10 protein-coding genes are annotated in these 12,686 nt (G+C 63.0%); 5 read left to right on the forward strand and 5 right to left on the reverse strand.

Annotated elements, in window-relative coordinates; genetic code table 11:
• Positions 1-305: 305 nt before the first annotated feature.
• From KYK29_RS08630 to KYK29_RS08645, 4 genes are read left to right on the forward strand one after another with little or no spacing between them, the layout of a single operon-like run.
• Positions 306-1,385, forward strand: coding sequence for a GNAT family N-acetyltransferase (locus KYK29_RS08630; RefSeq protein ID WP_254690476.1), 1,080 nt, complete (start codon positions 306-308; stop codon positions 1,383-1,385).
• Positions 1,375-2,220, forward strand: coding sequence for a glycoside hydrolase family 16 protein (locus KYK29_RS08635; RefSeq protein ID WP_254690477.1), 846 nt, complete (start codon positions 1,375-1,377; stop codon positions 2,218-2,220). Before KYK29_RS08630 ends, KYK29_RS08635 begins: the two co-directional genes overlap by 11 nt.
• Positions 2,217-4,757: a phosphotransferase gene (locus KYK29_RS08640; protein WP_254690478.1), complete on the forward strand. Its 2,541-nt coding sequence runs from the start codon at positions 2,217-2,219 to the stop codon at positions 4,755-4,757. Before KYK29_RS08635 ends, KYK29_RS08640 begins: the two co-directional genes overlap by 4 nt.
• A 3-nt stretch (positions 4,758-4,760) precedes the next feature.
• Positions 4,761-6,632 carry a hypothetical protein gene (locus KYK29_RS08645; protein ID WP_254690479.1) on the forward strand — a complete coding sequence of 624 codons (1,872 nt, stop codon included), beginning with the start codon at positions 4,761-4,763 and terminating at the stop codon, positions 6,630-6,632.
• 5 nt (positions 6,633-6,637) lie between these two features.
• Here KYK29_RS08645 and KYK29_RS08650 read toward each other — a convergent pair whose 3' ends face one another.
• The 4 genes from KYK29_RS08650 to KYK29_RS08665 form a co-directional block, all read right to left on the reverse strand.
• Positions 6,638-7,534 (reverse strand): dihydrodipicolinate synthase family protein, encoded by an 897-nt coding sequence (locus KYK29_RS08650; RefSeq protein ID WP_254690480.1) that lies wholly within the window; start codon positions 7,532-7,534, stop codon positions 6,638-6,640.
• Entirely contained in the window at positions 7,531-8,367 is an 837-nt protein-coding gene (pdxY, locus tag KYK29_RS08655) for a pyridoxal kinase (RefSeq protein WP_254690481.1), read from the reverse strand. The genes KYK29_RS08650 and pdxY overlap by 4 nt, the downstream gene beginning before the upstream one ends.
• Entirely contained in the window at positions 8,364-9,149 is a 786-nt protein-coding gene (locus KYK29_RS08660; protein ID WP_254690482.1) for a YggS family pyridoxal phosphate-dependent enzyme, read from the reverse strand. Before KYK29_RS08660 ends, pdxY begins: the two co-directional genes overlap by 4 nt.
• A 65-nt stretch (positions 9,150-9,214) precedes the next feature.
• On the reverse strand, positions 9,215-10,471 hold the full coding sequence (locus tag KYK29_RS08665; protein ID WP_254690483.1) for an MFS transporter: 1,257 nt from the start codon (positions 10,469-10,471) through the stop codon (positions 9,215-9,217).
• Between the two features lie 244 nt (positions 10,472-10,715).
• On the opposite strand from KYK29_RS08665, the gene KYK29_RS08670 reads away from it, so the two are divergent.
• Positions 10,716-11,465, forward strand: coding sequence for a putative outer membrane beta-barrel protein (locus KYK29_RS08670; protein WP_254690484.1), 750 nt, complete (start codon positions 10,716-10,718; stop codon positions 11,463-11,465).
• Between the two features lie 18 nt (positions 11,466-11,483).
• Here KYK29_RS08670 and KYK29_RS08675 read toward each other — a convergent pair whose 3' ends face one another.
• The gene (locus KYK29_RS08675) at positions 11,484-12,641 is read right to left on the reverse strand and encodes an amidohydrolase (RefSeq protein WP_254690485.1); all 1,158 of its coding nucleotides are present in this window, start codon (positions 12,639-12,641) and stop codon (positions 11,484-11,486) included.
• Between the last annotated feature and the right edge of the window lie 45 nt (positions 12,642-12,686).

Consider the following 12,686-nt stretch of genomic DNA (forward strand, 5'->3'; position numbering starts at 1 on the left):
AGACATGAATCACTTCCTTTTTTAGACAAAAACCCCGTAAATTCACTTATTGTATTCATATATATACTAAAATAATCAATAATTAATCATCAGTGTGATTTTAATATATTATATACTATACATAACATATCTATAAGATATACAATATATTTCCACAGATAACATAATATCCATATCGCCACATGAATGCATATTAATCCTTATTCCAAAAATTCAAACATGGCATTTCAATTTCTTTCAATTCGTCTTATGAATGCAGGGACTCCTCATGCCTGACCAAGAAACAAAAACACTGGATCGGCTGCATGACCCCGGATACGACATTAGCCTATACACAAGCCCTTGCCGCGCCCCCGGGTGACGACGGGTCGGCGATCGACGCGATCTGGCGTGATCTTCATCGCAACGACCCCTCGTCCGTGGCGAGCCAGTCACCCGACTGGGCGAAAGCCGTGGCCGAGGCCGGCGGTTTTCACGCCAGCCCGCAGGCCTACGAGTTCGACGCAAACGACACCGCGCTGCTTCCCCTGTTCACGAAAGGTCTCGGGCCTTTGCGTTACGCCTGGTCGCCGCCACCGGCATGGGGCTTCGGTGGCGTGCTCGCCGGCGGCGCGCTCACGCCGGAGAAGCTTGCAACCATCCTCGCCCATCTCGAGACATTGCCCTATCTCGGCATCAAGATCCGGCCTAATCCGCTTGCCGCCGATCTATGGGCCGCCGCCGCAAGGCCCGGCTGGGACCCTATCGCCCGGCTGGCCCATGTCGTCGACCTTTCAGGCGGCGTCGATGCCGTGCGCCGCCGGTTTCGCTCCAATGCCGGAACCAATATCCGCCGCGCCGAGAAATACGGCGTGGAGATCGAGTCCGGCAACGCCAGCCACCTGATCGACGAATTTCGGGGCCTGCTGGAGCTTTCCTTCGCCCGTTGGGCACGCAAGCAGCATGAGCCTGTCGTTCTTGCGCGCATCCGCGGCCGGCGGCGGGACCCCCGATCGAAATTCGCGATCATGGCGGATCGTCTGGGCGAACGGTTCCGGCTCTATGTCGCCCGTGTCGACCGGCAGCCGGTCGCGGCAATCCTCGTGCTGGCGGGGCGGCAGGCGCACTATACGCGGGGGGCGATCGACGAAGCGATCGCCGGTGAAAGCCGCGCCGCATACCTGCTTCAGGCAACCGCCATCGAAGAGGCCTGTCGTCAGGGCAGCACCCATTACCATATGGGAGAGACGGGAAATTCCACCTCGCTTGCCCAGTTCAAATCCCGTTTCGGAGCCGTCCCCGTCACCTACGCGGAATATCGTTACGAACGGGTCCCGCTCGCCCGGGTCGACGATTTCGCTCGCAGCGCCGTCAAACGCATTCTGGGGTTCCGTGATGCATCCTAACTGGCCAGCGGCCGTTGCAACGGCCGTACTGTCACTGATCGCTCCGCCACTTCAAGTCCTGGCGGCCGATCCCCTTCCCCTCGCGGAGGATGGCTCCTGGCGGCTGCTTTTTGCCGACGAGTTCGACGAACCGGATCTCGACCGGGAAAAATGGACGACATGCTACTGGTGGAACAAGGACGGCTGCACCAATCTCGGCAACAACGAACTACAATGGTATCGGCCGGAAAACGTCTCGCTTGCCGACGGGATGCTGCGTCTTACCGCAAGGCCGCAACCGGTCACCGGCTTCGAAGGCCGTATATTCGACTATACGTCCGGCATGGTCACCACCGGCCGCGACTACGAGGAACTGCCACGGCCCTCCCGCGTCCGGTTCCGCTACGGCCATATCGAGGTCAGGGCGAAGGCGCCGGCCGGCAAGGGCCTGTGGTCGGCGATCTGGCTGCTGCCTGAAACCCGGGAGTCGCGACCGGAGATCGACATCATGGAGGTCCTGGGCGACACGGCGACGACCCTTCGCATGCATTATCACTACCGCGACGGCCTCGGCGAGAAACTCAGTATCGGCAAGGACGTCGAGACGGAGGATCTGACCCGGGACTGGCGTGTCTACAGTCTTACCTGGGATCCGGACAGCATCGTCTGGTATCTCGACGGCAAGGAGGTCTGGCGTCATGCCGAGGCCGCAACTATTTCCGCCGAGGACATGTATGTTCTCATCAATCTGGCCGTCGGGGGAGAATGGCCCGGCGCGCCATCGACGGAAACAACGTTTCCCGCCGAATATCTCATCGACTATATCCGCATCTGGCAGCGGGACGATCGACAATGACGCCGCGCAGACAGGAAGCCGCCGCCGGACCGCCGTCATTCCTCCGCCGGATATGGAACAATACGCTGGCCGCGGAGAACTCTTCGCTGCTGCGCAACGGCTATGCGCTGATTGCCAGCGCCGGCCTCACATCGGTGCTCGGCCTCTTCTTCTGGGGATTGGCGGCACGTTTTTACAGCGCTGAACAGGTAGGGGTCGGGGCGGCGCTGATTTCCACCATGCTGACGATCGGCAATATCGCGCAGCTCAATCTCGGAAATCTCCTCAATCGCTACCTGCCCTCCGCGGGGGCGAGCGCCCTGCGGCTGGTGCTGACCGCCTACGCCCTCGCGGCCACCGCGGCCGCGATCTTCTCGACCGTCACTGTCATCTTCATTGCGTATTTCGTGGCTGAACTCGACTTCCTGCGGGAAAAGCCGCTCTCGGCCGCCGCTTTCATCGTCGCGACAATGGCCTGGACAATTTTCGCGCTACAGGACAGCGTGCTGGCCGGCCTGCGCAGGGCGACGGTGGTGCCGCTCGAAAACATGTTCTATTCGGCGGCCAAGCTCGCGTTACTCGCCGTGTTTGCCGGTTCGTCCCTCTTGGGTTCGGGCCTTTACGCGGCCTGGATTCTGCCGCTTCCGCTCCTGCTGGCCGCAATCAACTGGCTGATCTTCTTCCGCTTCCTGCCGCGGCACCGCTCCGGTGCAGAAGGCAGCCTGCCCGGCCGCCGCGCCATGGCGCATTTCTTCGGCTGGGATTATGCCGGCACCCTTGCTTCCATGGTGGCGATGGGCGTTGCGCCGCTCGTCGTATTGCATCAGGGCGGCGCGGCAAGTCTCGCCATCTACTACATCTGCTGGGAGATCGCCTATGGCGCCTATCTCATCAGCCGGTCGATGGGCATTTCCCTGCTCGCCGAAGCCGCTTTCGATCGTGCCAAGCTACATCGGCTGGCCATCGAGGCCCTCCTCTATACCATGGCGCCGCTGGTCGGCCTGGTGCTGATCCTGCTCATCGGCGCACCCCTGCTGCTGATGCTTCTCGGCGCGCAGTATTCCGAGGCGAGCCCTGCCTTGCTGCGCGTGCTGGCCCTTTCCTGCCTGCCGTGGAGCCTCGTCACGCTCATCCTCGCAGTCGCCCGGGCGACCGGGCGGACGGAGGCCGTCGCCGTCGCGCAGGTGACGACGCTGGCTATCGTGCTCGGTCTGGGCACGCCTCTCGTCGCCTCGCATGGCGCGACCGGCATGGCGGTTGCCTGGCTTGTCGCCCATTGCTTCGTCGCAACGGGCCTGCTGGTCGATCTGTCACTCCGGCTCGGCCGCTCCGGCCGGATCGAACTTGCCTTGCATGTCCTGTCGGCGCTGGCGCGCCTTCGCGGCAATCTTGCGCCCCGTCATGACGCCGCCCTGCCGCCGCTCGAAACAGAGATCGCCGGTTTCTGCACGACGACCGGGCTTGGCGCTGCCGAACCGGGAAGCGTTCGGGAGTTTCCCCGCGAAAGCGATGTACGGACCGGCATCTTCCGGCTCGCCGGAAACAAGGCCCGCCTGATTTTCAAGACCGCGACCTCGCCGGAAGGAAGCGCGGCCCTCGCCCGGCACATGCGTCACAGCCGGGCGCTGGCGGAAAACCCCACACTTACCGGCCTTCCGGTCCCGCTTTCACGGATCGTCGCCGCCGCCCGTGACGGCTCCGGCCTCAGCCTTGCCGAGAAAGCCTGGCCCGGCGAGGACGGGCGGGCATTTCTGGCCGATCCCAAACGGCATTTTCAGGGGCTTCAACGCGCGATCGAGACGGCAGGCGACATGCATGCGCGCACCGCCACCTTGCGGACCATCGATGAAAGCTGGCTTCAGCGATGGATTGGTCGAGGCATGGACGACGCCGGCGGAGCCCGCTTTCTCCTGCTGGACCGCACCGCCCGCACCGAAGCGCTTGCCGTCTTTTACGATCGGCAGCGGCGCTTCTGGGCCGGCCGCACCCTGCGCCTCGGGCTCGGCCACGGCGACCTTTTCCCCGGCAATCTGCTTTTTGCCGCAGACACCGCCGACACAAGGGAACCGAAGGTGCGGCTGGCCGCCATAATCGACTGGGAGGCCGCCTCGCCCGATGCGCCACCGGCGATCGACGCAATGTTCCTGCTGCTGACCGCGCGGGCGATGCGCAGCGGCGAGGAACTGGGGTTTGTCGTACGGCGGATGCTGGAGGACCCGAGGCTGTCGCCGGAGGAGGAGCAAGCAATGCGGCCGCTGCAGGAGGCGATGAAGGGGGCATATGGCGGCGTCATGGACGCCGGCGTCATCCGAGCTCTCTGCGGGCTCGCGTGGTGGCGGCATGTCGTCACCAACCTCGGCAAGGCCGGAGGCTTCACGGAGAAGACACTCTGGATCGCGATCAATCTCGATCTCGTACTGGCGTGGTATGGCGAGCGCCTCGACAGCCGGCCGCAAGCTATCGCAATACGCTGGTACAGGACGCGGAAAAGCCACCGGCGCGCGCCACAAACCGGGCCCGCGCATTGCATCTCCGCCAACCGTGCGAGCAAGGGGTAAGACATGTACGAGGGCCTGTCCTCCGGTCGCGACCATATCGCTCCTTCGAAGATCGACCCCGTATCGCGGCGCCGGACGCGATGGGAAAGTGGCGTCTTGCTCGCGGGCCTTTGCGTTGCCCTGCTTGCATGGAGCAGCGCCCTTCCAGCGATCGATCCCGACCGGATGACAGATCTCGGTCTGGTTTCCGTTCTGCCGCCGCTTTTCTATCTGTCGCTGGCGCTGATCTGCGCAGGCTTCGCCTGGCAGATGAGCTATGGGCGCGCGACCGGCGTTCTGCCCTGTCTCTATCTCGTGGCGCTCGTCGGCATCCTTCATGCGACGCCGCCCCTCGTCTATGGGATCCTGCGTTATTCCTGGGCCTGGAAGCATCTCGGCATCGTCGATTACATCCAGCGTCACGGTGCGGTGGACCCCACAGCGCCGTTCCTTGCGGCCTATCACAACTGGCCCGGGCTCTTCGTCGTCACGGCCTGGATCGGCAAACATGCCGGCGCGCGCGCGACGGATATCGCCGCCGTCGTCCAATATACGCCCTTCGTGCTGACGCTCCTGCTTCTGGCGGTCTTTCTGCTGCTGATGCGGCAATTCACAAGCGACCGGCGGCACCTGTTCACGGCCGGCTGGCTCTTCATCGTCGCCAACTGGATCGGACAGGATTATTTCTCACCACAGGGCTTCACTTTCCTGGGTTATCTCGCCCTGCTCGCCCTGTTCCTCGGCCCGCTGCGCCGGGTCGACATCCCCTGGTCGGCAAGGCGGCCCGCCTTCCTGAACCGGATCATCCCCGCCGCCGGGACGGCCGGGCTACGGATTGGCCGAAGCGCAGCCATCACGCGGGTGTTCGCCGCCGTGCTGGCGCTGGCGATCATCCTCGCCATCGTCGTCACGCATCAGTTGACGCCGCTGGTCGTCATTCTCGCGGCCGCGGCACTCACCGCGCTCGGCTGGCTTGCGCCGGGCTACCTTATCTTCGCCCTTGTCGCGGAGTTGCTGTGGCTGCTGTGGGGTGCAGCCCCCTTCGTCTACGAGCAGATCCAGAATGAATTGTCGGCGATCGGAGCGCTATCGGAGGCGACCGCCAAGCTTGCCCGCACCGCCGTCGTCAGCCCGGATCGCGCATGGGTGGTGCTGATCGGGCGCATATTGTCGGCATCCATCGTCCTTGTCGCGCTTTGCGGCGGACTCCGGCGCCTGCTTGCAGGCTTCTGGGACCTGACGGCCTTTTCCCTGTTCATCGTGCCTGCCCCGTTGATGGCGGTAGCCTATGGCGGGGAAGCGGTCTTTCGCGTCTATCTCTTTACGTCGCCGTTCCTGGCGTTCTTCGCCGCGGCGATCTTCTTCCCTTCCCCGAAAAACGGCCGCCCCGCCGTTGTCCTGCCGCTTCTTGCGATCGCCTGCTTCCTGTCGGCGGTCGGCTTTCTCTTCGCCAACAACGGCAAGGATCGGGAATACCGGTTCACGCCGGACGAGGTGGCGACGGCCGAATGGCTCTATTCGACTGCCCCGCCCGGCTCCCTGCTGATCGAAGGGGCCCGAAGCTATCCCTCCCAGTTCATGAACTACGAGAATTTTTCCTATCTGCCGCTTTCCGAAGAAAGCACCGATACGAAGGACCGGATCGCAGCCGACCCCGATGGCGTTCTCGCCCGCTGGATGGGCGATCCGCGCTGGAGCGACGCTTATGTGATCCTGACCCGCAGCCAGAAAGTCTATCTCGATGCCAGTGGCAATATGCGGCCGGGACAGATCGAAGCCATAGAGGAGGCGTTGCTCACTTCTCCCCGTTTCCTGCTCGTGCGCGCTTCGGCAAATGCAAAGGTGTTCAGGCTATTGCCGGAAATCACTGATCCATTCGGCCTGCGGCCGCATTGAACGCATTATTCAAGCCCGGGCATTCGCGTCAGAACAGCCGCGATCTCCTTACGGGCCGCCTCAGACAGCGCAAGGATGGGGCGGGGAGGATTTATCCGGCAGATATCCAGCATATCGATCAGGGCATAGATCGTTCTCAGGCTCGAATACCGTTTGAACAGATCCCAGATCGGCGCCAGTTCATCGTCGAGGCGACGGGCCGCATCGGTTTCGCCGCGCTGTGCAGCGCGCACGATCCGCAAGCAGGCTTTTGGAAACAGCCCACCGAGAACGCTGTACCACGTATGCGCGCCCATAAGCATCGCCTCGGTGCAGTTCCAGTCGGCGCTGTAGCCGATGGAGAAGCCGGCCGGAACGGCGGCCCGCTGCACGGACAGATGCTGCGCCGTCCTTGCAGGCTCATCGGCAGGGTTCTTGATGCCGGCGATGCCGGGGACTCTGGCAAGTCTGGCGACCAGTTCCGGCGTGAAACGGAAATGCGTCGTACCCGGATTGTCATAGATGATGATGGGCAGGCTGCTTTCACGCGTAACGACCGAGAAATGCTCGAAGACCTCTTCGTCGCTCAGCGGCGTATAGGAGACCGGCGACAACAGGCCGGCGGCCGCCCCGATACCCCTGGCGTCCTGTGCGAGTTTTATGGCGTCGTCGGTTCTGAGCGCACCCACTCCGACGATGACCGGCATAGCGCCCGCGGCCTCTTCCTGCGCAGCCTCGATTGCCCGTCGCCGTTCTTCGCGGGTCAGATACATATAGATGCCCGTGCTGCCCAGGAGGCCGATGGAATCCACCCGTGCCGAGACGAGCCGGCGCACCAGACCGCGCAGGGCCGCGGTATCGACCCGGCCGGCATCGTCGGCGGGGGTGATCGGGAATGCGGACAGCCCGCTCAGAAACGTCATGAGGAAACCACTCCCGTTGCCGGAGCGAAGGGAAAGCCGACAATCCGCATTTCCTGCGCATCGACTGCATGGGTGCGCGCAAGCACCGCCCGTATCTCCTGCGTCGCCGCAGCGCTCGCCTCCTGCAATCCGAGACCGTTCAGAAGCCTTGCAATCAGCAGGGCGGTGAAAAGATCTCCCGTGCCGCAGGGGCGGATGGGAAGGCGGGCAACCGCTGCACGGGCAAGATGCCCGGGCGTCCATGCCACCGTCTCGACCGATCCGGCCGGCGTATCGTCAAGCACGCAACCGGTGACGGCTGCCGCTCCGCTGCCGCGTCCGGCAAGGACGTGCATGGCTTCGTCCAGCCCTTCGACCGAACGCGCTTTCTTTCCGGCCAGCAATTCGAGTTCGAACTGATTGGGCGTGATGACAGAGGCCATCGGCGTCAGCCGGTCGCGGAAGATCCCGATCAATCCTTCGTCGACGAAGACGCCGAGATCGTCGTCGCCCATGACCGGATCGCAGACATAGATCAGCGCCGGATTCCGCTTCCTGGCCCGTTCGACGAAGTCCGCGACAACCGCAGCATTCGCCACAGAACCGAGATAACCTGTCACGATGACCCTTGCGGTTTCAATGACCCCGCGTTCCTCGATCCCGCGCAACAGCCCTTCGACCAATTCGGGCTCCAGAATCCGGCCATGCATGGTGGGGTAATGTGGATGGTTGGACAAAAGCGCCGTCGGCACGGCGGCCACGTCCAGGCCATTGGCCTGCATCGGGAAGACGGCGGCGCTGTTGCCGACATGGCCGTAGACGACCTGACTCTGGATCGAGATCACATCGATCATGGTTTGCCACCCGCACCCGGCCAGTAAAAATCATCGGATGTCGGACGCTTGCCGAAGATCGCCTGTCCGACCCGCACGACGGTCGCGCCTTCCTCGATTGCCTCCTCGAAGTCGCCGGTCATGCCCATGGAGAGGCCGGACAGTCCCGGATGAAGCCTGACCGCCTGATCGCGCAAGCGGCGGAGCCGCACGAAACATGGCCGCACCCTCGCCATATCGGAAGAAAACAGGGCCAGCGTCATCAGTCCGCGCGGCCGCAGCCGCGGAAACCGGGTGAGCATATCGACGAAGGGCAGGAGCGCGTCGGGATGCAGGCCGAACTTGCTTTCCTCCCCGGAGGTATTGACCTGCACATAGACGTCGAGAAAACGATCCTCGCGGTCCAGTCGCGTATTGAGAAGCCCGGCAAGCTTCAGGCTGTCGAGCGCATGGAATTCGCGGGCGAAACGGGTGAGATATTTGACCTTGTTGGTCTGGAGGTGCCCGACGATGTTCCAGTCGATCGCGAGATCGTTCAGCGCCTCACGCTTGGTCATCGCCTCCTGGATCTTGTTTTCGCCAAACGAGGTTATGCCGACCGCATGGGCATGACGCAGGATATGGGCCGGCACCGTCTTGGTGATCGGCAGCAGCCGGACCGAATCACGCTCACGACCGGCCCGCGCGCAGGCGCGCGCGATGCGCTCCTCGACCGAAGCCAGATTGGCGCGAAAGAGGCCGGACGGGTCGGAGCCGAAGCGCGCAATATCCTCCGGCGAGAGCATCGTCTCATCAACGGTCATCGTGCAGGCCAAAATTGCGAAGCCGGGATCGCCGGAACGGCGAGGCACGGCGTAGACGGTGGGTTTCAGGGGACTTCATGTCGCTCGCCATCTGTTGCGGGAGGAGGTCTAGCGGCGGGGCCGTCTTCTATGCGCGGCAGAAACCAGGTCAGAAGACCCGCCAGCGGCAGGAACGCGCACAACCAGTAGACATTTTCAATGCCGATGCTGTCGGCGAGCCCGCCGAGAATGGCCGCTGCAATTCCCGCAAGCCCGAAATTGAGGCCGTAGAACAGCCCGCCGATCAGCCCGATCCGCTCCGGCATCAGTTCGATGGCGTAGATCAGGATCGAGGCAAAGGCGCTCGCGATGATCAGGCTGATCGTCACCGTCAGCACGCCGGTCCAGAAGAAATCCGCATAGGGCAGCAGGAGAGTGAACGGCAGCGGGCCGAGCACCGATATCCAGATGATGCGGTAACGGCCGATCCGGTCGCCGGCGATGCCTCCGATCAGCACTCCGACGGCTTGCGCCACGAGGAAGACGAAGAGCATGATCTGGGACGTCGGGATCGAAACCCCGAACCGCTCGATCAGGTAGAAGGTATAAAACGACCGGAAGCTCTCGGTGTAGGCGATTTTCGAGAACATCAGCAATGTCAGGATGGTCAATCCGAACAGGACGGTCGCCTTGGAATGCCGCCGGGTTTTCGCGGCACTTTCGGAAAGAGAAGCCTTCAGGGCGGCGATATGCCTGGCGATCACCGCCTGCTGGCCCGCCGTCCAGGTCATCAGGACCATGGCGAGCAGCGCCGCCAGCGTGAACCAGGCAAGGCTCGTCTGGCCATGCGGCACGATGATGAAGGCCGCGAGCAGCGGGCCGAGCGCACCGCCCGCCTGGCCACCGACCTGGAAGATCCCCTGGGCAAGTCCCTGCCGGCCGCCGGAGGCATGGCGCGCCATGCGGGTCGCCTCCGGGTGGAAGATCGCCGAACCGATGCCGATCAAAGCCACGGAGACGAGGATGAACTCGTAACTTGACGCGAAGCCGAGACTGGCCAGGCCGACGAGCGTGAACGTCATTCCGACGATGGTCGAATAGGGCATCGGCCGCCGGTCGGTGACATAGCCGATGACCGGCTGCAACAGCGAGCCGGCGATCTGGAATGTGAACGTGATGATCCCGATCTGCACGAAATCGAGCGCATAGGCATCCTTGATGATCGGATAGACCGCCGGAATGAGCGACTGGATCAGATCATTGAGCAGATGCGTCAGCGCAAGAACGACAAGAACCGCCAGATAGGTGCGCGGCTGCGTAGCGGAAGAAAGAGACTGGTTCAATTCTGGCTTGCCCCGTGGGGTTGTCTGCGGAATGGCGCCGCATGATCCTGCCGGCGATTATAATCACACCGGCCAGCATAAAAACAGCCGGTTGGTGCGGTCGAGCGGAAATCGGTACGCGGCGATTTACACGACCCTTGCAAAACGGACCCTCAGGGAAGCCGAAGCGGCCATCGTTTTTCCCGAGCGCGACCGGCTGGCGGCTCAACGGCAGCGCGCAGGCCTTTGTTAACCATAGTCGGGCATGACCATGAAAGGCTTGACCTATGAGGAGCGCGGCATGTCTTTCAGGCTGTGGGTTTGTACAGCGACCATCGGATTTCTGTTGCCTGCAACGGCATCTGCCGACGATAGCGGCTTTTTCGCGGGGCTGGCCGCAAGCGGCGGAAAGGCGTTCGGCTCCTCGAGCACAACCGATGGCGGAGCACCCTTCGCCGGCGGCGGGGTGGTCGATAATGTGAAATTCAGAGGAACGGCGGGCTTTGGCGGGCATGCCGGCTACAGGTTCACCTCTCCGCTGTCTGTCTTCGTCAGCTATAACCACATCAGAGGTGGCATCGGCTGGGATGTGGATTTCCCGGTGTTCGGCATTTCCTCGGGCTTCAAGGGCACCGCCACCAGCCATGAGGTGATGGGAAACCTCGCCTACGATTTCGCTCTTTCCGACACGACCGTCTTCAGGGCCAGCGCGGGGCTCGGATTCTCCGTCAACACACTGTCCAGCGTGGTGGAAACAGACAAGGGGTCCGGGCTGTACCTTGCCAATGTGGCCGATCACACCCGGATCAGCCCCGCAGCGCAGATCGGCGCCGGAATCCACCACAACCTCACACAGAATACCATCCTGGGCCTCAATGCGACGGCAAGCTACAGCAATGGATTCGAAACGGGCGACACGAGAAGCGGCAATCTCGGCGTGACCTCGATCAATCCCTACAGGATCGATGACGTATTTCGCGCCAATCTGGAGGCTTCCCTACGATTGCGCTTCTGAAGCGGCAATCCGGCAGCGTCACGCCCCGGCGGTTGGCCGCGCCAGACAGGTGTCGATAAGGCCCGTCCAATATCTGACGCCGTTTTCGATGACCGCGTCGTTGAAATCGAAATGGGGCGAATGGAGGCCGGGATTTTCGTCTTCCTTGGCGCTTCCGAGCCAGCCGTATGCGCCCGGGGCGGCGCCCAGCATGAAAGCGAAGTCTTCGGAGGCCATGCTCGGCAATGACGGCTGGACGACAAGCCCGGCATAACCGGCCGCCGCCCGCGCCCGGGAGGCCGCCGCCGCATCGTTGACGGTTGCGGGATAGCGGCGCTGATAGCGCACCTCGCACAGGCAATCGTGGGCCTGCGCGACGTCGCGGGCGATCTTCCGCAACCGCGTCTCCAGACTGTCGCCCGCCTCTTCGGAAAACCACCGTCCGGTCCCCCGGATGACGATGCGATCCGGAATGACATTATAGGCGTCGCCGGCGTGAATCTGGGTAACGGAGAGCACCGCCGTGTCGAGAGGCGAGACGTTGCGGCTCACCACGCTTTGCAGCGCCGACACGACGGCGCAGCCCGCAACGATCGGATCGACGCCTTCATGCGGCATGGCGCCATGGGCGCCCTTTCCCGTGATTTCGATGTCGAATGTGGAAAATGCGGCCATGATCGGCCCGTCGCCGGCAACGAACGCCCCGACGGGCAACTGCGGCCAGTTGTGCAGGCCGAACACCATGTCCACCGGAAGCTTGCGGAAGAGGCCTTCCTCGACCATGCGCCGGCCGCCGCCCTCATTCTCCTCGGCCGGCTGGAAGATGAAGCGAACCGTGCCGTCGAAATCGAGGCTGTGCGCCATGGCGGCGGCGGCCAGCAGCATGGCCATATGCCCATCGTGGCCGCAGGCATGCATCCGGCCGGGTTTCGTGGAGCGATAGGCGATTTCCGCACGCTCCAGGATCGGCAGCGCATCCATGTCGGCGCGCAGGCCGATAGCGCGCTCCGAAACGCCCTTTTTCAAGGAACCGACAACGCCGGTTCCGGCATATCCCGTCTCCACCGACAGCCCGAATTCGACCAGCAGCCCCGCGACGAAGGCGGAGGTCTCGTGCTCCTCATACGCCAGTTCCGGAATGGAATGGAGATGGCGCCGCCACGCGACAGCCTTCTTGACGAGATCCGCCGTCACCATGGGACTTGCTCCTTTGTCCTGCCGTTCGATCATTCTGTTGCCGAT

The sequence above is a fragment of the Shinella daejeonensis genome, assembly GCF_024281235.1.
GTDB classification, from domain to species: Bacteria; Pseudomonadota; Alphaproteobacteria; order Rhizobiales; family Rhizobiaceae; genus Shinella; species Shinella daejeonensis.

Excerpts from the sequence above, each read along its gene's own strand:
- KYK29_RS08630 (WP_254690476.1), top strand. The coding sequence starts at position 306 with ATGACCCCGGATACGACATTAGCCTATACACAAGCCCTTGCCGCGCCC.
- KYK29_RS08635 (WP_254690477.1), top strand. The coding sequence starts at position 1,375 with ATGCATCCTAACTGGCCAGCGGCCGTTGCAACGGCCGTACTGTCACTG.
- KYK29_RS08640 (WP_254690478.1), top strand. The coding sequence starts at position 2,217 with ATGACGCCGCGCAGACAGGAAGCCGCCGCCGGACCGCCGTCATTCCTC.
- KYK29_RS08645 (WP_254690479.1), top strand. The coding sequence starts at position 4,761 with ATGTACGAGGGCCTGTCCTCCGGTCGCGACCATATCGCTCCTTCGAAG.
- KYK29_RS08650 (WP_254690480.1), bottom strand. The coding sequence starts at position 7,534 with ATGACGTTTCTGAGCGGGCTGTCCGCATTCCCGATCACCCCCGCCGAC.
- pdxY (WP_254690481.1), bottom strand. The coding sequence starts at position 8,367 with ATGATCGATGTGATCTCGATCCAGAGTCAGGTCGTCTACGGCCATGTC.
- KYK29_RS08660 (WP_254690482.1), bottom strand. The coding sequence starts at position 9,149 with ATGACCGTTGATGAGACGATGCTCTCGCCGGAGGATATTGCGCGCTTC.
- KYK29_RS08670 (WP_254690484.1), top strand. The coding sequence starts at position 10,716 with ATGACCATGAAAGGCTTGACCTATGAGGAGCGCGGCATGTCTTTCAGG.
- KYK29_RS08675 (WP_254690485.1), bottom strand. The coding sequence starts at position 12,641 with ATGGTGACGGCGGATCTCGTCAAGAAGGCTGTCGCGTGGCGGCGCCAT.